21 protein-coding genes are annotated in these 20,820 nt (G+C 68.6%); 7 read left to right on the top strand and 14 right to left on the bottom strand.

Annotation, left to right across the window (positions count from 1 at the left end; translation table 11 throughout):
• Positions 1 to 152 precede the first annotated feature (152 nt).
• The 7 genes from AC0685_RS28180 to AC0685_RS28150 all read right to left on the bottom strand — a co-directional run bounded on the left by AC0685_RS28180 (position 153) and on the right by AC0685_RS28150 (position 7,792).
• Complete coding sequence (locus AC0685_RS28180) at positions 153 to 1,760, bottom strand: alpha/beta hydrolase (RefSeq protein ID WP_478228286.1); 1,608 nt, start codon at positions 1,758 to 1,760, stop codon at positions 153 to 155.
• 156 nt (positions 1,761 to 1,916) lie between these two features.
• Positions 1,917 to 2,339, bottom strand: coding sequence for a nitroreductase family deazaflavin-dependent oxidoreductase (locus AC0685_RS28175; protein ID WP_478228366.1), 423 nt, complete (start codon positions 2,337 to 2,339; stop codon positions 1,917 to 1,919).
• A 46-nt stretch (positions 2,340 to 2,385) separates the two neighbouring features.
• Entirely contained in the window at positions 2,386 to 3,363 is a 978-nt protein-coding gene (gene egtD / locus AC0685_RS28170) for an L-histidine N(alpha)-methyltransferase (protein ID WP_478228285.1), read from the bottom strand.
• On the bottom strand, positions 3,360 to 4,124 hold the full coding sequence (gene egtC, locus AC0685_RS28165) for an ergothioneine biosynthesis protein EgtC (RefSeq protein WP_478228284.1): 765 nt from the start codon (positions 4,122 to 4,124) through the stop codon (positions 3,360 to 3,362). The genes egtD and egtC overlap by 4 nt, the downstream gene beginning before the upstream one ends.
• A 5-nt stretch (positions 4,125 to 4,129) precedes the next feature.
• Positions 4,130 to 5,479 (bottom strand): ergothioneine biosynthesis protein EgtB, encoded by a 1,350-nt coding sequence (gene egtB, locus AC0685_RS28160; protein ID WP_478228283.1) that lies wholly within the window; start codon positions 5,477 to 5,479, stop codon positions 4,130 to 4,132.
• Entirely contained in the window at positions 5,476 to 6,738 is a 1,263-nt protein-coding gene (locus AC0685_RS28155; protein WP_478228282.1) for a glutamate-cysteine ligase family protein, read from the bottom strand. Before AC0685_RS28155 ends, egtB begins: the two co-directional genes overlap by 4 nt.
• Before the next feature lie 130 nt (positions 6,739 to 6,868).
• Positions 6,869 to 7,792 (bottom strand): LysR family transcriptional regulator, encoded by a 924-nt coding sequence (locus AC0685_RS28150; RefSeq protein ID WP_478228281.1) that lies wholly within the window; start codon positions 7,790 to 7,792, stop codon positions 6,869 to 6,871.
• 161 nt (positions 7,793 to 7,953) lie between these two features.
• Between AC0685_RS28150 and AC0685_RS28145 the strand changes: the two genes are divergently transcribed.
• Positions 7,954 to 9,141 (top strand): Glu/Leu/Phe/Val dehydrogenase dimerization domain-containing protein, encoded by a 1,188-nt coding sequence (locus AC0685_RS28145; protein ID WP_478228280.1) that lies wholly within the window; start codon positions 7,954 to 7,956, stop codon positions 9,139 to 9,141.
• Here the strand turns inward: AC0685_RS28145 and pip are convergent.
• The 5 genes from pip to AC0685_RS28120 all read right to left on the bottom strand — a co-directional run bounded on the left by pip (position 9,131) and on the right by AC0685_RS28120 (position 13,356).
• Positions 9,131 to 10,051, bottom strand: a complete 921-nt coding sequence (pip, locus tag AC0685_RS28140) for a prolyl aminopeptidase (RefSeq protein WP_478228365.1) — start codon at positions 10,049 to 10,051, stop codon at positions 9,131 to 9,133. The genes AC0685_RS28145 and pip overlap by 11 nt on opposite strands.
• Before the next feature lie 190 nt (positions 10,052 to 10,241).
• Positions 10,242 to 10,973: an ESX secretion-associated protein EspG gene (locus AC0685_RS28135; protein WP_478228364.1), complete on the bottom strand. Its 732-nt coding sequence runs from the start codon at positions 10,971 to 10,973 to the stop codon at positions 10,242 to 10,244.
• Positions 10,974 to 10,997: 24 nt separating this feature from the next.
• Positions 10,998 to 12,326, bottom strand: a complete 1,329-nt coding sequence (locus tag AC0685_RS28130; RefSeq protein WP_478228279.1) for a hypothetical protein — start codon at positions 12,324 to 12,326, stop codon at positions 10,998 to 11,000.
• Positions 12,327 to 12,328: 2 nt separating this feature from the next.
• Positions 12,329 to 12,955, bottom strand: a complete 627-nt coding sequence (locus AC0685_RS28125) for a DUF3558 domain-containing protein (RefSeq protein WP_478228278.1) — start codon at positions 12,953 to 12,955, stop codon at positions 12,329 to 12,331.
• 2 nt (positions 12,956 to 12,957) lie between these two features.
• Positions 12,958 to 13,356 (bottom strand): hypothetical protein, encoded by a 399-nt coding sequence (locus AC0685_RS28120; RefSeq protein ID WP_478228277.1) that lies wholly within the window; start codon positions 13,354 to 13,356, stop codon positions 12,958 to 12,960.
• Between the two features lie 202 nt (positions 13,357 to 13,558).
• On the opposite strand from AC0685_RS28120, the gene AC0685_RS28115 reads away from it, so the two are divergent.
• The 5 genes from AC0685_RS28115 to AC0685_RS28095 all read left to right on the top strand — a co-directional run bounded on the left by AC0685_RS28115 (position 13,559) and on the right by AC0685_RS28095 (position 18,388).
• Positions 13,559 to 14,155 carry a TetR/AcrR family transcriptional regulator gene (locus AC0685_RS28115; RefSeq protein ID WP_125678272.1) on the top strand — a complete coding sequence of 199 codons (597 nt, stop codon included), beginning with the start codon at positions 13,559 to 13,561 and terminating at the stop codon, positions 14,153 to 14,155.
• 158 nt (positions 14,156 to 14,313) lie between these two features.
• Positions 14,314 to 15,660, top strand: coding sequence for a hemolysin family protein (locus AC0685_RS28110; protein WP_478228276.1), 1,347 nt, complete (start codon positions 14,314 to 14,316; stop codon positions 15,658 to 15,660).
• Positions 15,657 to 16,700, top strand: coding sequence for a hemolysin family protein (locus tag AC0685_RS28105; protein ID WP_340682149.1), 1,044 nt, complete (start codon positions 15,657 to 15,659; stop codon positions 16,698 to 16,700). The genes AC0685_RS28110 and AC0685_RS28105 overlap by 4 nt, the downstream gene beginning before the upstream one ends.
• Positions 16,697 to 17,608 (top strand): 3-methyladenine DNA glycosylase, encoded by a 912-nt coding sequence (locus AC0685_RS28100; protein WP_478228275.1) that lies wholly within the window; start codon positions 16,697 to 16,699, stop codon positions 17,606 to 17,608. Before AC0685_RS28105 ends, AC0685_RS28100 begins: the two co-directional genes overlap by 4 nt.
• Before the next feature lie 93 nt (positions 17,609 to 17,701).
• Positions 17,702 to 18,388 (top strand): hypothetical protein, encoded by a 687-nt coding sequence (locus AC0685_RS28095; protein ID WP_478228274.1) that lies wholly within the window; start codon positions 17,702 to 17,704, stop codon positions 18,386 to 18,388.
• Positions 18,389 to 18,639: 251 nt separating this feature from the next.
• On the opposite strand, the gene AC0685_RS28090 is transcribed toward AC0685_RS28095, so the two are convergent.
• On the bottom strand, positions 18,640 to 19,464 hold the full coding sequence (locus AC0685_RS28090; RefSeq protein WP_478228273.1) for an aldo/keto reductase: 825 nt from the start codon (positions 19,462 to 19,464) through the stop codon (positions 18,640 to 18,642).
• A 48-nt stretch (positions 19,465 to 19,512) separates the two neighbouring features.
• Positions 19,513 to 20,340 carry a helix-turn-helix domain-containing protein gene (locus AC0685_RS28085; RefSeq protein WP_478228272.1) on the bottom strand — a complete coding sequence of 276 codons (828 nt, stop codon included), beginning with the start codon at positions 20,338 to 20,340 and terminating at the stop codon, positions 19,513 to 19,515.
• A 114-nt stretch (positions 20,341 to 20,454) separates the two neighbouring features.
• Here AC0685_RS28085 and AC0685_RS28080 point away from each other — a divergent pair, with 114 nt between their 5' ends.
• On the top strand, positions 20,455 to 20,817 hold the full coding sequence (locus AC0685_RS28080) for a nuclear transport factor 2 family protein (protein WP_478228271.1): 363 nt from the start codon (positions 20,455 to 20,457) through the stop codon (positions 20,815 to 20,817).
• The last annotated feature ends 3 nt before the right edge of the window (positions 20,818 to 20,820 follow it).

Below are 20,820 nucleotides of genomic sequence, written 5' to 3'. Positions count from 1 at the left end.
CTGGTTACCCACCCGGATGGCCGGGACGAGCAGTCGTCCGGCCTATCCGGCCCTCCCCGTCGGGAACCCTAGGGCCGGGCGTCGGGGACCGGTCCCCGGAGGCCACGAAGGCCACCGCCGGGACGGTGGCCTTCGTGGTCGTTCGCCCAGGATCAGGCAGTGGTTTCGAACGGCTGGACGTTCGGCTGGAACACCTGGCCGTTGGCCGGGACCTTCAGATCGATCAGGTAGTCGGCCGTCACCTTGTCCACCCCGAGCGAGTCGCCAAGGATGCAGTGCCCGAAGGCGTCGACCGAGAGCAACCGGGCGTTGCCCAGCTGGTCGGCCATCCGCTTCGAGAACAGGTACTGGGTCGCCGGGTCGTAGTAGTTGCCGATGACCAGCACCGGGGTGTCGGTCTTGGCCTGCCACGGACCGCGATAGACGTCCGGCTTCTTCGCCGGCCACACCGGGCACCCCGCCACGTCCGAGAACGCCTGGTAGCGGCCGAAAGTGGGCGATTCCTTCTCCCACTTCGCGGCGATCTCGGGGACCTTCTCCTGCTTGATCGTGATCTTCTTGTCCGAGCAGTTCACGGCGAAGTAGGAGTCGTCACCGGTGTACGGGCTGTCCGGGTTCACGTCCGCGCGCCCGTTCGCCCCCGACCGCAGCACCTTCAGCTCGACGGCCTGTGCCGTCTGCGTCTGCGCCGCGGGCGGGTGGACGATGTTGTACAGCGCCTGCAGGTCGTCGGCCAGCGGCGGGAACGACGTCGGCGAGTACAGCACCCCGGCCACCGTGCTGGTGAAGGCGTTGATGTCGTAGCTGCTCCCGTCCGGCAGCTTGATCGGCTGCTGGCGCAGGTGGTCGCGGATCTCGTCGAACTTCTCCCGCGGCGTGCCTGGGCTGAAGGAGCACTTCGGCCCGACCTGCGCGCACTTGCGCAGGAAGGCGTCCAGCGCGATCTCGAACCCGCGAGCGCGCTCGCGGTCGTACTGCACACCGTCGCTGGTGCGCAGCGCCGGGTCGACGTTGCCGTCGATGACGATCGCCCGGCTCTGCTTCGGGAACATCGACGTGTACGTCGACCCGATCAGGGTCCCGTACGAGAAGCCGACGAAGGTCAGCTTCTGGTCGCCGACGGCCGCCCGCATCTTGTCGAGGTCACGCACGACGTCCTTGGTGGACATGTGGTTCAGCAGCGCGCCCGCGTTGTTCTTGCAGAACTGGCCGTAGTCGCGGTACGAGGCCAGCGTCCCGGAGATCTCCTGCCGGGTCAGCGGCACGGGGATCTGCGCGGAGAAGACGTCGTCCGCGTCTTCCTGCGTGGTGAAGCACTTGAGCGGGTTGCTGGCCCCGACCCCGCGCGGATCGAACCCGATCAGGTCGAACCGGTCCAGCACCTGCGGCTGGAAGTAGTTCGCCGCGCCGATCGGCATCCGGAAACCGGAACCGCCGGGACCGCCCGGGTTGAGGAACAGCGAACCGACCTTCTTGTCGGGCGTCTTCGCCGCCCGCTTCAGCATCGCGATGTCGATGGTGCCGAGCGCCGCGTTGTCGTGGTCGATCGGCACGCGATACCGCGCGCAGCTGTAGAACTTGGCCTGGTCGGCGGGAACACCGCGGACCTGGTCCGCCGTGCAGGCACCCCAGTTCACCGGCGCCGTCGCGCCTACCTGGGCGGCGGGCGTCCCAGTCTCCTGGGCGGCGACCGCCGTCCCGGACGCCCCGGTCAACGCGGCGCCGGCCACGAGTGCCCCTACCAGTGCGAAACCGCGCACCGGCCTCCTTGTGGATCTCGGCAAAACGACTCCTCCCTCGGCTGGCGACGTGATGGGCCACGTCGCTCGGCGCGCCGTCGACGTCACGGCGCGTAACACCAAGCGAGCCTCGCACAAGCCGGTAACCCAGTCACCGGCCGAAAGGATGGTACGAACCTATCGAGTGGTTGTCTTCAACTCGAAAATCGGTAACACACGGCAAGCGGCTTGCTCCTCCATGGAGTAACCGGGCCAGAACTCCAGCAGCAGTTTCCACATCGCTTCGTACTCGTCTCCGCGCAGTTCCCTGGCCCTGACCGGGATCTCCTTGCCCGCCAGCGCGACGATCGCGTCGGGATTCGACCGCAGGTTGTGCGTCCACGCGGGATCGTTCGGTCTCCCCCAATTGGAGCCGACGAGCACGAAGTCCTCACCGTGCGGGAAGTACAGGAGATTGGTACTGCGGGCCAGGCCGCTCTTGCGGCCGGTCGTGGTCAGGCGCAGGGAAGGGAGCCCGGCCAGCGCGACCAGGCTCACCTTCCCCTTGAACAGCCGATGGAGTCTCTTGTCCACCCAGATGATCCCGCCCGCGAGCCCCATCAGCCACGGTTTCGTGCCGAGCGCGCGGGCGAGCGACGTGAGAGGGTTAGCCACGGACAGATCTTGCCAGGCTCACCCCGAACCGCGATTCCGAGTCCGTCCACCATTTCTCCACCGAGAAACCGGCGGCGGCCAGTTCCGCGGCGATTCCCTCCCGCCGGAACTTCGCGGAGATCTCGGTGCGCACGTATTCGCCCTCGGCGAACTTCACCCGCAGGTCGGCGCCCGGGATGTCGACGGTCTGCGGTTCATGGGCGCGCAGACGCATTTCGATCCATTCGTTCTCCTCGTCCCAATACGAGACGTGGTCGAAGGCGGCCGGGTCGAAGTTCGCGCCGAGACCGTTGTTGATCACGCGGAGCATGTTGCGATTGAACTCGGCGGTGACCCCGGCCGCGTCGTCATACGCGCGTTCCAGGGTTTCCCGGTCCTTCACCAGGTCAGTCCCGAGAAGGAACCACTCCCCCTCGTCGAGCACTTCGCGGACCGAGCGCAGGAAGGTGGCGCGGTCGGCGGGAAGGAAATTGCCGATCGTGCCGCCGAGGAAGACCACCAGCCGCGGACGGTCGCCCGGCAACAGGTCCAGATGACGGGTGAAGTCACCGACCACGCCCCGGACTTCGAGGGACGGGTAGTCGGCCGTGATGGCTTCCGCGGCTTCGGCGAGCGCGGTTTCGGAGACGTCGAGCGGGACGAACTCCTTCAACGTGCCGTGGCTCGTGAGCGCGTCGAGGAGGAGCCTCGTCTTTTCACTCGATCCGGAACCGAGTTCGACAAGGGTGTGCGCGCCCGAACTCTCGGCTATCTCGCCACCGCGCGCGGCGAGCACCTCCCGCTCGCTCCTGGTCGGGTAGTACTCGGGGAGGGCGGTGATCTTCTCGAACAGTTCGCTGCCGCGGGCGTCGTAGAACCATTTGGGCGACAACCATTTCTGATCCGCCTCCAGGCCGGCGCGGACGTCCGCGCGCAGTTGCTCGGTGATATCCGATTCGCTGTGGTGTACGTCGAGGTCGACTTCGGTCATCGTGCCTCAGGGCTCCGATCGGCTTCGAGGGGAAGGATTTCCACGCCCGCGCCGGTGACCCGGACGGCGTGGCGGTCGGGAACGGGAGTCCAGCCGGGATCGTCGTCGCACGGTTCCGACGCGACGAGCACACCGCCTCCGGTGTCCCGATAGGACAGGGAATGCGTCCACGCGGTACCGACGAGTGTCCGGCCGTCGGTCAGCAGGAGATTGAGCCGCGAACCCGGCCCCGCCTCCTCGACCACTCCGGTCAGCCACGTGACGGCCGCGAGCGGGTCTTCGCCCGCCTCGAGCCGCTCACTCAGCAACGCCCACAGCAGTACCGAATCCGTGGTCGCCTCCAGCGTCAGCAGCCGGGTGATCGGCAGTTTCGCGGCGAGCTCGGCCATCGAGTCCGGCCAGCCCCGCACCAGCCCGTTGTGGCTGAAGAGGTAACGGCCGCCGGTGAACGGCGCGTTCGCCGCCTCGACCACGGGCATCCCCGTCGTCCCGTTCCGGACAGCCGCCAGGAAGGCGTGCGACCGGACCGAGCCGGCCAGCGCCGGCAGATCCCCGTCCGTCCACAAGGGAGCGGACCTGCGCAGCCGCAGCGGTTCGGAGCCGTCGGCGTACCAGCCGAGGCCGTACCCGTCCGCGTTGACCGAACCACCGCCCCGCATGTCACGGGGAGCGTAGGACTGCACGAGCAGCGAATGAGGGGCGTGAAAGAGCATCTCGGCGGGCGAGCGCGGCTCGCCGAGATACGCGAGGTGACGGCACATGCCCCTCAGGCCACCTCGCTCGGCCGTGCGTCCCGGGCACAGCGGAACCCGGAGAAGATCTGTCGCCGGATCGGGTGATCCCAGTTGCGGAAGGTGCCGCGGATGGCCGCCGCGTCCGTCCCGAACGAGCCACCGCGCAGGATCCGGTAGTCCCCTCCGAAGAACACCTCCGAATACTCCTTGTACGGGAACGCGGCGAAGCCCGGATACGCTTCGAAGCCGCTGCTGGTCCACTCCCACACGTCGCCGATCAACTGGTGCACGCCCAACGGCGACGCACCCGCCGGGTACGCGCCGACCTCCGCGGGCCGCAGATGCCGCTGTCCGAGGTTCGCGTGGTCGGGAGTGGGTTCCTCGTCGCCCCAGGGGAACCGGCGCGACCGGCCGGTGGCCGGGTCGAACCGGGCGGCCTTCTCCCACTCCGGTTCCGTCGGCAGGCGACGGCCTGCCCAGGCGGCGTACGCCTCGGCCTCGTGGAAGGAAACGTGGACGACAGGCTCCGCGGCGGGCACCTTCTCGTAGACGCCGAACCGCGTCCGCCACCAGCCGTCCTGCTCCCGTTTCCAGAAGCGCGGCGCCTCGATGCCGTGCTCGCTCCGGTACGTCCAGCCACGCTCGCTCCACCACTTCGGGTCTTCGTAACCCCCGGAGTCGAGGAACTCGGCGTACGCCCCGCAGGTGACCGGTGCGGTGTCGATGAAGAACGCCTCCACCGCGACCTCGTGCGCGGGACGCTCGTTGTCCAGCGCCCACGGCTCGGCGGAGGTGCCCATGGTGAAAGCGCCGCCGGGGACGAACACCTCCGCGGGCAGCGGCCCGGACCGGGACGGCGGTGGCGCTGGCGCGTGCAGCACCGGATCGCCCTTGCGGAGCTGATGGGTGGCCAGCATCGTCTCGTCGTGCTGCTGCTCGTGCTGGGTGATCATGCCGAAGGCGAAGGCGTCCTCGGTGAGCCGCCTGCCTTGCAGCGGAACGCTTTCCAGGATGTCGAAGGATTTCTCCCTGACTTCGCGGACGTACTTGCGCGCTTCCTCCGGGCCCAGCAGCGGCAGCGCCGGACGATCCGCGCGAGCGTGCTGGAACGCGTCGTAGATGTCGTCGATGTCGGGCCGGAGCGCCTCACGGCCGCCCACGTCACGCACCAGCCAGAGCTCTTCCTGGCTGCCGATGTGCGCGAGATCCCAGACCAGCGGCGACATCAGTTTCGAATGCTGGCGGACCAGGTCTTCGTCGTCCACGTCCGTCAGCGCGACGCTGCGCTCGCGGGCCCTGGTGAGCGCCTCTGCCGCGTGCGCCCGCAGGTCTTGCGGGCTCAGCGCGCGAAGCGGGTTGGTCTCGGTGCTTTCCACGCTCATGACTGGTGGCTCCTCGAACCGTGCACGAGGGACTGCACACCCTCGCTGATCTCCGTGATGGTCTCCGGCGGCAGACCGGTGGTGCCGAGTTCGGCACAGCCGAGGTCCACCACCTTGCTCGCGACGCCGGCGATCGCCGGGTCGGCCAGGCCGTACCGGGCCGCGCGCTCCCAGCCTCCCGTGACCGGTTCGCACAGTTCGAGCACCTTGTCCACTGTGGACGGCCGCGCGAGCAGTGCGGCCAGCAGGGCGACCGGGTGCAGCCACCTCGCGGCGGGCTGGGCGTCCAGGTACCGGATCTCCAGATACCCCTGTGGACGGACCGGGGTGAAGAACGTCGTCAGGTGATAGGCCAGGTCTTCCTCGGTCGGCCTGTCGAGCCCGGCGCCCTCGCCCCGTCCGTCGATCCAGTCGGCGAAGGTCAGGGAATCGGGCGCGTCCCAGCGGCCGTCACGGCCGGGAAGGACCATCACCGGGGTGTCCAGGATCCTGCGTGCCCACTCCCCCGCCGGATCCTTGCCCGGTTCCGCCGACCGGGTGCGGACCCTTTCCGTTTCCATCACGGCGAGCCAGCGCGCGGACGCGTGGCCGGTGTCGCGTCCGGCGTGGACCCGGGAGTTGGCGAAGGTGGCCAGCAGGGGCGGACCGAGCGCGTGGACCGCGGCCCAGCGGTCGGCCAGGTCGCCCGCCTCACCGGCGTCCACACAGACCTGCAGGCCGGCGGTGCTGCACATCATCGTCGCGCCCCCGGCGCCCATCGGCGCGAAGCGGCGTTCCATCGCGGCGTAGCGCGGTGTGCCCAGTTTGCGGACGGGGGCGCGATACCTGTCTATCCCGGAGTCCCCCAGGTGCAGGCCTCGGGCGGCGAGAAGATTTTCGAGGTGGGCCAGATCGGCCGAGACGACGGCGTCCAAGTGGCGCAGCGTGGTCTGTGGTTGAGCGGAGATCTCCACCTGGCATCCGGGCTCGAGGCTCAGCGGTGAACCTGCCGGAAGCGGGAGGGCGGGGCTGTCGGGGCGCAGGGTCCGCGGGGTGTGCGGGCCGAGCGCGGTGGCGAGATCGTCGGGATCGAGAGGCCGGGCGGGCTCGTCGGCGTAGTGCACGGTGAATTCCAGCTCTACGCCGAGGAGTCTCGGTGGCCCGTGCTTGAAGCACACGGAAGCCACATACGCCTCACCCTCGGCGCGGTCCGAGAGGACCTTCGCCGTCGCGTTCGACGCGCTCCCGGACTTCTCGGGGAAATCATGAACAGTAGTCATCTTTCCGCCGTCCAGTCGGTTGTCCGATAACTGAGATACCTTGACTTCGGACGCTACACGCGGAGTCCGACAAATTCAGGCCGGTTCTTGCGGGGCAAGATCCTCCGACCACCTCTTAGGACCGGACGATTCAGGGCAAAGCGGGCTCCGTGCCCAGCCCGAGCGCGGCGGCCGCGTTGCGGACCGCCTCGATCACCAGCTGCAGGGCCGGTCGCCGTGACGACGTCGTCCGGTAGGCGATCGAAACCGTCCGAAGCAACGGTGTGGTCAACGCGACGACGTCGATCCCCGGCGGCCGAAGCCCGAGCCCGAGATCCGAAACGAGGGTTACCCCGAGCCCCGCCCGGACCATCGCCATCGCCGTCGATTGCTCCTCGACCTCGTGGTTGATCTTCGGCTCGAACCCGTGGCGGTGACACGCCGTGCGCACCGCGCGGCCGAAGTGACTCTTCGGGCTGGCGAGGATCCACGGGTGCTCGGCCAGTTCGAGCAACGACGCGCTCCCCGCGGGGACGGCACCGGCCGGCACCGCGGCGTGCAGCCGTTCGACCGCGATCACCGCCCGTTCCAGACCGGCGTCCCACGGCATCGGCGCGTCGGAGTAGTCGATCACGAACGACAGATCCAGTTCGCCGTCCCGGACGGCGTCGGCGGTGTCCTCCGGCGCGAGCTCACGGGTCCGGACCTGGATCCCCGGATGCTCACCCGCCAGTGCGGCCAGCGCGTGCGGAAGCAGTCCCGAAGCGACCGACGCCCACACCCCGGCCATGAGCCGTACCGAAACGGTCTCCTGCGCCTCCTCCAACGCCAGCGTCGCCCGCTCGACGGACCCCAGGATCTCCTCGGCGTGCTCGGTCAGCAGCAGCCCCAGTTCGGTCAGCTGCACCCGTCTGCCGAAGCGTTCGAACAGCTTCGCACCCACGTCCCGCTCCAACTGCGCCAGCTGCTGCGACACCGCCGAAGCGGTGTAATGCAGCGAAGCGGCAGCCGCCGTGACGGTGCCACGTCGGCTCAGCTCGCGGAGCATCCTCAGGCGGTGCAACGAAAGCTCCATGACCCCAACGTAATCGGGTGCGGTCGCGGACGCCGGATGGCGCGTTACACCAGTTTCTCTGCACGACATCGTTCAGATTCGGTAAATGGACGCCCGTGCCCGGCAGGGCGCACTCTCGGAAGTGGCGCAGGACGACCCCGAATCCCGAAGGAGGTGGCCGCATGGCCGCGAGGAACGCCGAACCGCTGATGAGGCTCATCTGGACCGACCCCGTCACCGGTGCCACCGGCTACCTCGTAGTGCACAGCCTGGTCTCCGGCATCGCGACCGGCGGGACCCGGATGCGCGCGGGTTGCACGATGCCGGAGGTCGAGGACCTGGCGAGGGGGATGGCGAACAAGACCGCGACCTTCGGCCTGCCGGTCGGCGGGGCCAAGGGCGGCATCGACTTCGATCCGAAGGACGAGCGCGCTTTCGGTGTGCTGGAACGGTTCTGCGCGTTCCTGCGGCCGTGGATCGACAACCACTGGGTGACCGCCGAAGACCTCGGCGTACCCCAGCACCTGATCGACGAGGTGTTCGCGAAGCTCGGGCTCGAGCAGTCGTACCACGCGGCGATCCGCCGTTCGGCCGACCCGGCGCACACCCTTCGCCGCGTGCAGGCCGGGTTGAGCACACCGGTCCCCGGCGGCCTCCTGCTCGGCGACGTGATCGGCGGCTACGGCGTCGCGCAGGCCTGCCTCGGTGTCGCCGACGCCTGGGAATGGGCGGCCGAGAAGACCACGGTCGCCATCCAGGGCATCGGCACCATGGGCGGCGGCGCGGCCTGGTACCTGCACGAAGCCGGCATGAAGGTCGTCGCGGTCGCCGACGCGGCCGGGACGCTCTACCGGCCCGAAGGCCTTGACATCCCGGCGCTGCTGGAGCTGCGGAACTCCTACGGCGAGATCGACCGCAGCCGGCTTCCCGCCGACGTCCGGCTGCTCCCGCGCGACGAGATCGTGGCGACGGACGCCGACATCCTCGTCCCGGCGGCGATCTCGTACGCACTGCGCGCCGGGAACCAGGGCATGGTCAAGGCGAAGGTCGTCATCGAAGCCGCCAACGCGGCGACCACCCCCGACGCCGAGGCTGGACTGGCGGCTCGTGGCATCCCGGTGATCCCGGACTTCGTCGCGAACGCGGGCGCGGCCGCGTGGGCCTGGTGGCTCCTGCTCGGCGAGGTCGGCGCCGATCCCGCCGATTCGTTCCTGCGCCTGCGGACCGAGATGCGGGCGAAAGTGGCCCTGCTGCTGAGTTCGTGGAACCTCGACCGGATCGCGCCGCGCACCACCGGGCTGCGGCTCGCCGAAACCACCCGTTCGGACGCCACCTCTCCCGAAACCGCCCCGGCCCTGGTCATCCCCTGAGAATGCGCGTGGCGAAGCGGTCCGTCGCGCCGATGAGGACTTCGCGCATCGGCTCGTCCTGGGTGCTGTGGCCGACCTCGTCGATGACCACAAGCTCGCTGCCGGGCCACGCGTGCGCCAGCTCCCACGGGGTGCCGATGAGGTTGCTCAGGTCGAGACTTCCTTCGGCGAGTACGGCCGGGATGTGAGCCAGTTTCCCGGCCTCCCGCAGGACCACGCCTTCGTCCAAAAAGGACCCTTGACTCCAGTAGTGCGTGACCAGCCTGGCGAAGGCGAGCCGGAACTTCGGACTCTCGAAGCTCTTGTAAGGCGGGGAGGTCGGGATGATCGCGTCCTCCCAGGCACACCAACCGGCCGCCGCCTTCTCGTGCACCGCCGGATCGGGGTCCATCAGCAACTTCAGGTAAGCCGCCGCCAGGTCACCGTCGCGATCCTCTTCGGGAACGCCGTCACGGAACTTCGCCCACGCCTCGGGGAAGACGCCGCCGAGGCCACGGGTGAGCAGGTCGGTCTCGCTCCGGCGTCCGGTGGCCAAGCCCATCAGGACCATCTCCGAGACCCGGTCCGGATGGCGCTCGGCGTAGACCAGCGCGAGCACCGAGCCCCAGGAACCACCGAAGAGCAGCCACTTCTCGATTCCCAGATGCTCGCGAAGGCGTTCCATGTCCGCGATCAGGTGGTCGGTGGTGTTGGTGGAAAGGTCTGCCTCGGGCTCGCCCGCGTGCGGGGTGCTCCGGCCGCAGCCGCGCTGGTCGAACAGCACGATCCGGTACTTGGCCGGGTCGAAGTACCGGCGCAGGCCGGTACTGCACCCGGTCCCCGGGCCGCCGTGCAGCGTGACGGCGGCTTTGCCGTCGGGGTTCCCGCAGACCTCCCAGTACACGAGGTGCTCGTCGCCGACGTCGAGCATCCCGTGGTCGTACGGTTCGATTTCCGGATACAGCCGTGTCACGTTCTCGTCCTCCCAGACCCCGCCAGAAATACAACAGCGCTGTCACAATAGCCGGGTTGGGCGCCTGGGCGCGCGTGCTTTAAGTACATGAAGGCCCCCTTTCTTGCGTCTGGCGCAAGGAAGGGGGCCTTCATGTACTCGCCTGTGGCTAGCCTGGCAGGGCCGCGGCGACGTGCCGGAGCGCGTCAGCCAGCTCCGCCGGGCCGGCGGGGCCGATGTGGACCACCGCGTCGTTGCCGTGTCCGGTCGTGTAGCTGAGGTACCGGCCCCAGTCCGTGTCGGCGAAGTGGAGCGGATCCTCGACGGCCACGTGCCTGCCGATTTCGTCCCGCTTGCCGACGTAGAGCTCGCCGCTCCCCTCGACCGGCCGCTGCACGAGGGTGACGATGTCCGCGATCACCGGCGGCAGCGAATGCGTGTCCGGGCCGCGCCGGGCCGCCTCTTCGAGCTCATATGCGCGAACCGTGCGAAGCCTGCCGCCGCCCGCCGGAACGGGCGGCAGCTGTTCGATCAGCGTTTCGGGCAGCCGCCGCCGATCGATCTCCTGCAGCCCGACCCAGTCACCGGACGCCACGGCCAGCACCGCCTGCAGGCCCAGCGAGGCGGCCAGGACGCCGTAGGTCTCGCCTCCGGTGTTCACCCAGCCGTAGTACTCGATGGCCGGTTTCGTGAGCACCGGAAGCCAGTCCAGGAAGTCGACCGACGCACGGCCGCTCGAGTCCAGCAGCCCGGCTTGCGCCAACGCCGCTTCCACTCGCCTGTCCGCCTCCGCGCGGGCCGTCCTGGACAGCCAGCGCGGTTCGGGACGCAACGTGATATGCAGGTCGCCGACGCGTTCGCGTTCGGCGAGCGCCGCCAAGGCTTCGACCGGGACGTCCACCCGGCCCGTTCTCACCGTCATCCGCTACTCGCCGATGACCGGCGGACTGGTCCGCTGGTCGGTGCCGAAGATCGCGTCGGGGTCGGCCTCGATCAGGTAGTCGGGACGCTGGTGCTCGTCGTCCTCGTCACCATCGGCACGCCTGCCGCCTGCCCCCATCGGGCCCATCGCACCGGCGCCACCACGGCCGGCACCACCGCGGCCACCGGCCAGGTCTCCGCCACCCAGGCCGCCGAGCCCGCCCATGCCGGACCCCCTGCCCGCGCCCAGACCGCCGGAGCCGGGCCCACCGGGACCGCCCGCGCGGCCACCGGTGCCGCCCTCGCCACCGAGAAGCCTGCCCGCCGCGCTGTTGGGCCCGGGAACGTTGCGTCCGCTGGTGCCGCCGGGCGGGTTCTGGCCGTTGCCACCGCCGGGGTTGTAGTTCTGGCCCGGACCGTTCGGGAGGCCGATGACGTTGTCCGAGTCACCCGGTCCGCGTCCGGGCGTCCTGCCCGGGATCTCGGTCGTCGGTCCCGGCTTGCCCTTGCCGCCGCCGGTCGGGCGCGTGGTGTCGTCCTCCCCGGTACCCGGCTTCCGCGTCGGCGTCGTGATGTTGCCGTCGGGCCTGTCCCTCGGGGGCACCGGGCGGTCCTCGTTGGTGCCCGGCCTGTTCTGGTTCTGGTCGCCGCCCGGCTTGTTCTGGTTGGTGCCGTTGTCGTCCGTGCCACTGGTGTCGGTGCCGTCGTTGTCGTCCCCGCCGCCGTTCCTGCCGGGCCTCACCGGGATGGGCGGCGGCGTCACGATCGGGGGCGTACCGCCGGGGGTCTTGACACTGACGTTCGCGCCGTCGTTCTTCAGCACGCCGTAATCGGTCGGCAGGCTGGAACTGGTGCTGCTGGTGACCGAGTCGTACTGGTCCATCACGCGGACGTTGTTCTGGTTCGCCGCCTCGTGCTTCGCGACGCCCTCTTGGTAGTTCTTGATGTCGTTGTTGACCATGAACGGCCCGGCGATCGGGATCGCGCCCTTCAGGCCGGTGGTCCAGGGGTTGGGCTTGTCCGGCTTGGGCGGCACGGGCACGACCGACGACCCGGAGTCGTCGAAGCTGTCGGCCTGCATGGTGACCGAGGCCTTCGTGGTGAACAGCGGGTCCGCGGTCTCCTTGAAGGCCTGCTCGAGCGGGCCCGCACCGGCGTTGGCCGCGTCCGCGGCGGACCCGGTCCAGGAGGACGCCATCCGCGACTGCAGCGATTTGATGCCCATGCCGCGCTCGACATAAGCATCCGAGAGTTCGGCGATGCGATCGGCCGCCGACCGCAAGTTGCGGGTGTCGCCCTGAGTGAAGTTCTCGTAGATCTGCTTGCCGTCCACCCTTATGCCCCCTTGAGTGTCTTGATCACGGCCGACGCGAATTTCTGCGCGGTCCCGCACGAATCCTGTTCGTTGTCGTAGCCCTTGGCGAGTGTGCTGATCGCCAGATCGTCGGCGACGCCGACCGCAAGGTCACAACTGCCGCTCGCTCGCCGGTCCTGCAGTCCGTAATAGACGGTCGGATAGCCGTCAACCTCGGGACCGGGCTCCAGGAACCTCAGCTGCCCGGCCTCCTTGGCCTTGTGCAAACCGGCCAGGCCGCCCATCCCCTTCTCACGGTTCCCACTGCCGAGGATGAGCTGCAGGCTGTCCCCCTTGCCGCGAATTCTCCAGCTGCAACTGGGGTTACTGGTCTCGCTCCCCGGTTCGCCGGGCTCCGTGAACCCCAATTCCGCGGCAGCGGCGGCCGGAAGCAGTTTGCACGCGTCACCGACGTACGACGAGGCGTCCAGCGGATCCGCCACCTTCGGGACATTCGGGTCCCCCGGTGCGGCCGACGACACCGGCGACGAAGCCGTCCCCGTGCTGGGCGACGGCGTCCCGGGGTTCTCTCCCGAGCAGCCCGCGACCGCGACGGAAACGAGCACGAGCGCCGCCGCGGCGACGCGATTCCTCAACACGTTCGGCATCCTCAGGTCGTGCGCAGGGTGTTGGCCTGGTCGGTCGCCATGGTCTTCGTGCGGGCGATCTCCAGCTTCTCGATGTAGCCCTCGATGTAGGTCCTCATCGAGTCGTTCTGCTTCTGCAGGGACAGCAAGGAGTCGAGACCGGAGTTCACATAGCTGGCACTGGCCTCGTCCTGGCCCGGGGGCATCAGGTCGGCCAGGATCTCATCGATCTTGTCGCCGTCTTTTACGACCTTCTCCAGCTCGTCCTGCCACAGCCCGATGACGGTCTTCAACTCCTCGGGACTCATCTCGAACCCGCCGCCACCACCGCCGCCACCGCCGTAAACGGTCGGTTCCTTCGGCGTGGTCAAGTCACCCCAGACGGCCTTGATCGCGCTCGCGGCGTCGTCGATGATGTTCACGCCCGCACCTTCCCCTCAGCATTCACGCACCGTGACGGACAAAGCGTAGCCAAGCCGCGGACGGCGTGTCAGCCGATCCGGCCGAGTAGTCCGACGTTTCGCGAAGTAGTCCGGTTCCCCGACCGGACGAACATCCCGCGAACTGGTCACAGTACGTACGTACGGATTGCATTGACCGGGTTCCCGGTGACAGGATTCCAGAATGCCACGGGTCAGCCAGGATCACCTCGACGCACGCCGGCGCCAGATCCTCGACGGCTCCCGCGTGTGCTTCGCACGTTATGGCTACGAGGGTGCCACTGTCCGGCGGCTGGAGGAAGCCACCGGCCTTTCCCGTGGTGCGATCTTCCACCATTTCCGGGACAAGGAGTCCCTCTTCCTGGCCTTGGCCGAGGACGACGCGGTGCGCATGGCCGACATCGTCGCCGAGCAGGGTCTCGTCCAGGTGATGCGCGAGCTGCTGACGAACCGCAGCGAGCACCCCGCGGACTGGCTCGGCACGCGGCTGGAGGTTTCCCGGCGGCTGCGCACCGACCCCGAGTTCCGCGCCCGCTGGGCCGAGCGGTCCCACCAGCTGACCGCCGCGACCCGCCGCCGTCTGCTCCGTCAGCGCGACGCCGGGATCCTGCGTGACGACGTCGACGTCGACGTCCTGACCGCGTACCTCGAGCTCGTTCTCGAAGGTCTCGTCTCCCATCTCGCGATGGGCCAGCCGGGTGACGATCTCGGCCCCGTGCTCGACCTGGTCGAGGAGAGCGTGCGGCGGCACCGAGCCCACGCGGCCGGGGGAACGCGTTAAGATTGTCCCATCGTCGCAGTACAGCGGCGGTGTCTGTTGGTTTCCGATCGAGGAGTGACTCTTTTCGTGCGCGACGCGCAGTCACCTGGTGACAGTATCGAGCCGGGTGGCACACCCGGCTGTTCCGTGGTTCTTCCCGCCGACCCCGCCGGCAGGGAATGATGGAAATCCTGCTCGCCGTTCTCGGCATTCTCCTGTTCCTCCTGCTGACCGTCGGCACCGGCCTCGCCGTCGCCGCCGAGTTCTCCCTCACCGCGCTCGAGCGCAGCACGGTCGACGCGAACGTCCGCCAGGTCGGCGACAAGCGCGCACACACCGTGCAGAAGGCGCACCGCACGCTCTCGTTCCAGCTCTCCGGCGCGCAGGTGGCGATCACCATCACCACCCTGATCACCGGTTATCTCGCGGAACCGGTGATCGGTGACCTGCTCCACCCGCTGTTCACCGCCATCGGGTTCTCCGAAGGCGTGGCGAACGGGGTGTCGCTCGCGGTCGCGCTGATCCTGGCCACGTCGCTGTCGATGATCCTCGGCGAAATGATGCCGAAGAACCTCGCGATCGCCCGGCCGCTGCAGACCGCGCGCGCCGTCGCGGGGTACCACTCGCGGTTCTCGTCGCTGTTCCGCTGGCTCATCACCTTGATGAACAACAGCGCCAACTTCCTCGTCCGCAAGTTCGGCGTCGAGCCGCAGGAAGAACTGCGGTCGGCCCGGTCGCCGCAGGAACTCGGCTCGATCGTGCGGTCCAGCGCGGAAAGCGGCACGCTCGACACCTCGACGGCCGAACTGCTGGACAAGTCGCTGCGCTTCGGCGAACGGACGGCCGACGAGCTGATGACGCCCCGCGTCCAGCTCGAATCGCTGACCGTGGACGACACCATCGCCGACCTCATCGAGATCTCGCGCCGCACCGGCTTTTCGCGCTTCCCGGTCTACACCGAGGATCTCGACGACGTGCAGGGCGCGGTGCACATCAAGCAGGCGTTCACCGTCCCGGCCGCCCAGCGTGCCACGGTCCGGATCGGTTCGGTCATGCGGCCGATCCCGACGGTGCCCGAATCCCTGCCGGGCGACTCGCTGCTCAACCGGCTGCGTGATTCCCGGTTCCAGCTCGCGATCGTCGTCGACGAGTACGGCGGCACCGCGGGACTGGTGACCCTGGAGGACGTGGTCGAGGAGATCATCGGCGACGTCCGCGACGAACACGACGAGCGGGAAGCGCCGTCCTCCCAGCAGGTCGGCGCCGACAACTGGCTCGTGTCCGGACAGCTTCGCGCCGACGAGGTCACCGACGAGACCGGGTTCCGGATGCCCGACGGCGACTACGAGACCATCGCCGGGCTGATCCTCGAGCGCCTCGGCCGGATCCCCTCCCCCGGCGACGCCACCGATCTCGACGCCTGGCGGCTCACGGTGACCAGGATGGACCGTCTGCGCATCGCCGAGGTCGAAGTCCGGCGGATCAGCGAGACCGCCACGTCCGCCGAGCAGGAGCCCGCCCGATGAGCGACTGGTTCAACATCTTCCTCGTCGTGGTCCTGCTGCTGGCCAACGCGTTCTTCGTCGGCGCCGAGTTCGCGCTCATCTCGTCGCGGCGCGACCGGCTGGAAGCCTTGCTGGAGCAGGGAAAGACCCGCGCCAGGATCGTCATCAACGCGAGCAGGAACGTCTCGCTGATGCTGGCGGGCGCGCAGCTCGGCATCACCATCTGCTCGTTGCTGCTGGGACGGCTCGGCGAGCCCGCCGTCGCGCACCGGCTGGCCGGTTTCTTCGAGCTGTTCGGGATTCCCGAGGTCCTGCTGCACCCGATCTCGTTCGCGATCGCGCTGGCGTTCATCACCATCCTGCATGTCCTCATCGGCGAGATGGTGCCGAAGAACCTCGCGATCGCCGAGCCGGAGCGGCTGGCGCTGTGGCTGGTGCCGGTGCACGTGGCGTGGGTGAAGCTCGCCAACCCGTTCATCTGGCTGCTGAACTTCGTGGCGAACTCCCTGCTTCGGGTGTTCAAGGTCGAACCGAAGGACGAACTCGAAACCGCCTACACCTCCGACGAGCTCGCGGAACTGCTCAGTGAGTCGCGGCGCGAGGGGCTGCTGGAGCACTCCGAACACCAGCGGCTGAGCAAGACGCTGTCCTCGGTGGAGAAGACGGTGGCCGACGTGCTGGTCCCGACCGCTCAGCTGACGACGCTGCCCTGCTCGCCCACGTTGGGCGACGTCGAGCGCGCGGTGTCCTCGACCGGGTTCTCCCGCTTCCCGGTGTGCACCGACGACGGGACACTGACCGGCTACATCCACGTCAAGGACATCCTCGACCTCGTGGGCGAGGACCCGACCACCGTGGTGCCGCCGGACAAGACGCGGGCGCTCACCGAACTGCACGCCGACGCCCGGCTCGACGAGGCGTTGTCGGCGATGCGCAAGGAAGGCAGTCACCTGGCGCGGGCGCTCAGCCCGGCCGGGGCCGCGGTCGGCGTCGTCGCGCTGGAGGACCTCGTCGAGGAATACGTGGGAACTGTCCGCGACGGTACCCACGTCAGGTCATGACCGGCCCGATCGTCCTTCCCGAGCCCGTCTGGCGGGCTCGGGAAGCCGAGCACGTCACGCGGATGCGGCGCTGGACGACACCGCACCAGCGGCGCCGCTCGCGGGGCGAGAAGCATCCGGTGCTCGACTTCCTCTTCACCTACTACTCGCACCGGCCCGGGCATCTCGAACGCTGGCAACCGGGCCCCGGGGTCGTGCTCGAAGGCGCGTCCGCCCGGCAGTTCCTGGAGAGGAAGGGTTACGTGGAGACGCCGGAGGGCGTCATGCTCGATCCGGCGGGCTTCACCGAGGGCCGCGCCAAGACCGCCGAATTCGTCCTCGGACTGCTTTCCGCGACCGCGTCCCGCTCTCCGAGACTCAGTTGTTTCGGCCTTCACGAATGGGCAATGGTTTACCGGGAATCGGCGAACGAGGTTCGTCATTCACAACTTCCGCTCCGGCTCGGTTCGGCCGGCACCGACGGCGTGGTCGAGTCGCTGGAGATCCGATGCGGACATTTCGACGCGTTTCGGTTCTTCACCGAGCCCGCCCGGCCGCTCAACACCCTGCGACCGGAGCGGGAGAACCAGATCGACTTCGAGCAACCGGGCTGCCTCCACGCCAACATGGACTTGTTCAAGTGGGCGTACAAACTCGATCCGTTCGTGCCCGCCGAGCTGGTCGGGCACTGCTTCGAGCTGGCGGCGGACATCCGGGAACTGGACATGCGGGCGAGCCCGTACGATCTGGCGGAGTTCGGGTACTCGCCCGTGCGGATCGAGAGCCCGGATGGCCGGGCCGAGTACGCCCGCGCGCAAGCCGCTTTCGCCCGCCGGGCGGCGCCGCTGCGTGAGCACCTGATAGCGCATTGCCAACGGCTCCTCGCCGAGTTAAAGAAGGTGCCCGCGACACGCGGCAAACAACTGTGAGTCGTCGCATTCCCCGTAACATCCTCCCCTGTTAGAGTGATAACGGTTTGATTGCATACGCAGCGCGAGCGCGCACGTTTCGAAAGGACAACGATGGGGCGACACAGCGTGGCCGAGGAGCCGGTGCCGCATCCCCTCGACCCGCCGAAGCGGCCTCAGGGTCGCGGTGAGGCGACCGGTTCACACCGGATCGTCGGGAAGAAGGCCCCGCGGCGCCGGATCGCCAAGTGGCCGATCGCCTGCCTGGTCCTCGTGGTCCTGGTCGCGATCGGCGTCTTCGGCTGGAACTGGGCCGACGGTGAGCTCAACACCCGCGCCGAAGCCCAGGCCAAGGCGTGCAGCGCCGGCGACACCCCGATGCGGATCATCGTCACCCCCAGCATCGAAAAGCCCGTGCGAGCGGCGGCCGAGCGGTGGAACAACGCCGCGACCGTGGTCCGCGACCACTGCGTGGTCATCCAGGTCGACGCGCTGTCCTCCGCTTCCGTGCTCGACGGCCTCATCGGCCGGACGAACCTGGACTCGATCGGCGGCCTCCCCGCCGCCTGGATCCCAGAGTCCACCTACTGGGTGACCGAACTGAACACCGCCAAGCCCGAGCTGGTCGGTTCACCCGCCCAGTCGGTCGCGACAGCGCGTTCGGCCGACTACCCGCTCGTCGGGCTCGCCGGCAAGAGCATCGACGAGGTCCAGATGCGCGCCTCGCAGACGTTCCGGCAGTACCTGCAGCAACCCGCCCAGCAGGCCGACTTCGCCGCCGCCGGTATCAAGGCCACCTGAGAGTCCACGAACCTACGGGAAAGGCCCCTTCACCGCTCGGGAAGGGGCCTTTCCCGTACCTCGACTCTCGTGAGCGGCAAGGACGTTAGGGCCAACCGTGCTCAGGACTTGGCCGCAGCCGGTCCGTGAAGGCCTCCTTGCCTACCCTGAGGGTTGGCAAGGAGGCCTTCACTACCTCTGGGACTCCCACGCGCAGCAGCGGTCACATCGGTCTCGTGAGTGGTAAGGACGGTTAGAACCGTCGTTATCACTCACGAGCCGAAGGTATCCGGGTCCGGGCCGGTGCGCGTCCCGTCGTCGAACTCGGCGAGAGCCGCGAGATCATCCTCGGCCAGTTCGAAGTCGAAGACGTCGAAGTTCTCGCGAATCCGGGACGGGGTCACGGATTTCGGGATGGCGACCGTGCCGAGCTGCAGATGCCAGCGCAGCACCAGTTGCGCGGGGCTCTTCCCGTATTTGGCGGCGAGGGCGGTCAGTGTCGGGTCCGAGAGCAGCGATCCCTGCGCGAGCGGGCTCCAGGCCTCGGTGACGATGCCGTGCTCGGCATGGAACTCCCGCAGCGCCGTCTGCTGGAGCCGCGGGTGCAGCTCGACCTGGTTGACCGCGGGCACGATCCCGGTTTCGTCGAACAGCCGCCGCAGATGCGGGACGTGGAAGTTCGACACCCCGATGGCGCGCGCCCGGCCGTCCGCGTAGAGCTTTTCCAGCGCACGCCAGGTTTCGACGTACTTCCCGCGGGCAGGCGTCGGCCAGTGGATCAGGTACAGGTCCACGCGGTCCAGGCCGAGTTCCGTGAGGCTCGTGTCGAACGCACGGAGCGCCTCGTCGTAGCCGTGGCCCGGATTCGGCAGTTTCGTGGTGATGAACAGTTCGTCGCGGGGCACGTCCGATGAGCGGATCGCCTCGCCGACACCGGCTTCGTTCCGGTACGACGCGGCGGTGTCGATGCTGCGGTACCCGGCCTCGATGGCGGTCCGGACGACCTTGGCCGTGTCGCCCGCGGGGACCTGCCAGACACCGAAACCGAGTTGGGGGATGGCTACCTCGTTGTTCAGGACGACGGAAGGCACGGCCATGGAAGAGGAATCCTCACTGGAGTCTGTGGCAGGACTTCTTCTCCTACATCATTCCACCCCGCGCGCGGCGTACGCGCGCAGATATTCCGCCGTGTCCGCGTCGGCCGGGAAGAAGGACTCGATCACCAGCTCGGCCACCGTGACGTCCAACGGCGTCCCGAAGGTGGAGACCGTGCTGAAGAACGTGAGTTCCGCGTCCTCGTGGCGTAGCTTCAACGGGACGAAGATGTCGCCCGGTCCGGGGACCTCCACCTCGGGGACGGGATCCGCGCACGGATAGGACAGCAGTTCCTCCAGGAGCTCGGTCAGCGCCGGGTCGGCCGTCTGGGTCACCTGCCGCCGCAGCCTGCCGAGCAGATGAGCGCGCCACTCCCCCAGGTTCAGCACGTGCGGCGCCATCCCCTCCGGATGCAGTGTCACCCGCAGGACGTTGACCGGAGGCGTCATCAAGGCGGGCGAGACCAGGCTGGTCATGATCGAGATGCTCGCGTTGGCGTCGACCAGGTTCCACCAGCGGTCGGCGACGGCGGCCGGATACGGCTCGTGACTCGTCATCAGCTGACGGACCGCCTTGCGGACGGCCGCCATTTCCGGGGCGCCAAGACCGCTTTCGGCGTACGCGGGCGCGTAACCCGCCGCCAGCAGCAGCTGATTGCGTTCCCTCAAGGGCACCTCCAGGTGCTCGCCGAGCCTCAGCACCATCTCGCGACTGGGCTTGGACCGGCCCGTCTCCACGAAGCTCAGGTGCCGGGTGGAGATGTCCGCCGAGATGGCGAGATCCAGCTGGCTGATCCGGCGGCGGTCGCGCCATTCGCGGAGGAGTTCGCCGACGGGGCGGCCCGCACGGCTCGCGGTCACTGTGGTCGTCACGATCACGAACCTACGGCCACGCGCGCGGAGCCGCCATTACCTCCCGCGTAATCGACGGGCCCCACCTTCAGCCGACAGAGTTGCGGCATCGGTTACCCCACAACAGAACGAGGAGACACCATGTCGGACATCCAGCGCGTCGCCGAGCAGTACATCGCCGTGTGGAACGAGACCGACGCGGACAAGCGCCGCGCGCTCATCGCCGAAGTGTTCACCGAGGACGCCGCCTACACCGACCCGCTCGGCGCGGTCACCGGCCACGACGGTGTCGACGGCTTCATCGCCGGCGCGCAAGCCCAGTTCGCGGGCCTGGAGTTCAGCCTGCCGTCGGCGCCCGACGCGCATCACGACATCGCGCGGTTCCAGTGGCACCTCGGTCCGGAGGGCGCGGAAGAGCCGCTGGCGATCGGTTTCGACGTCATCACCGTCGAGGACGGGCGGATCAAGCAGGTGCTGGGATTTCTCGACAAGATGCCCGGCTGAGCT

This window comes from Amycolatopsis sp. NPDC043889 (assembly GCF_056435645.1).
This window is presented reverse-complemented; position numbering and strand designations above follow the sequence as displayed.

Bases quoted from the DNA above. Each gene is read 5' to 3' on its own strand.
- AC0685_RS28175 (WP_478228366.1), bottom strand. From the start codon at position 2,339: ATGGGGCTCGCGGGCGGGATCATCTGGGTGGACAAGAGACTCCATCGG.
- egtD (WP_478228285.1), bottom strand. From the start codon at position 3,363: ATGACCGAAGTCGACCTCGACGTACACCACAGCGAATCGGATATCACC.
- egtC (WP_478228284.1), bottom strand. From the start codon at position 4,124: ATGTGCCGTCACCTCGCGTATCTCGGCGAGCCGCGCTCGCCCGCCGAG.
- egtB (WP_478228283.1), bottom strand. From the start codon at position 5,479: ATGAGCGTGGAAAGCACCGAGACCAACCCGCTTCGCGCGCTGAGCCCG.
- AC0685_RS28155 (WP_478228282.1), bottom strand. From the start codon at position 6,738: ATGACTACTGTTCATGATTTCCCCGAGAAGTCCGGGAGCGCGTCGAAC.
- AC0685_RS28150 (WP_478228281.1), bottom strand. From the start codon at position 7,792: ATGGAGCTTTCGTTGCACCGCCTGAGGATGCTCCGCGAGCTGAGCCGA.
- AC0685_RS28145 (WP_478228280.1), top strand. From the start codon at position 7,954: ATGGCCGCGAGGAACGCCGAACCGCTGATGAGGCTCATCTGGACCGAC.
- pip (WP_478228365.1), bottom strand. From the start codon at position 10,051: ATGCTCGACGTCGGCGACGAGCACCTCGTGTACTGGGAGGTCTGCGGG.
- AC0685_RS28125 (WP_478228278.1), bottom strand. From the start codon at position 12,955: ATGCCGAACGTGTTGAGGAATCGCGTCGCCGCGGCGGCGCTCGTGCTC.
- AC0685_RS28115 (WP_125678272.1), top strand. From the start codon at position 13,559: ATGCCACGGGTCAGCCAGGATCACCTCGACGCACGCCGGCGCCAGATC.
- AC0685_RS28110 (WP_478228276.1), top strand. From the start codon at position 14,314: ATGATGGAAATCCTGCTCGCCGTTCTCGGCATTCTCCTGTTCCTCCTG.
- AC0685_RS28105 (WP_340682149.1), top strand. From the start codon at position 15,657: ATGAGCGACTGGTTCAACATCTTCCTCGTCGTGGTCCTGCTGCTGGCC.
- AC0685_RS28100 (WP_478228275.1), top strand. From the start codon at position 16,697: ATGACCGGCCCGATCGTCCTTCCCGAGCCCGTCTGGCGGGCTCGGGAA.
- AC0685_RS28095 (WP_478228274.1), top strand. From the start codon at position 17,702: ATGGGGCGACACAGCGTGGCCGAGGAGCCGGTGCCGCATCCCCTCGAC.
- AC0685_RS28090 (WP_478228273.1), bottom strand. From the start codon at position 19,464: ATGGCCGTGCCTTCCGTCGTCCTGAACAACGAGGTAGCCATCCCCCAA.
- AC0685_RS28080 (WP_478228271.1), top strand. From the start codon at position 20,455: ATGTCGGACATCCAGCGCGTCGCCGAGCAGTACATCGCCGTGTGGAAC.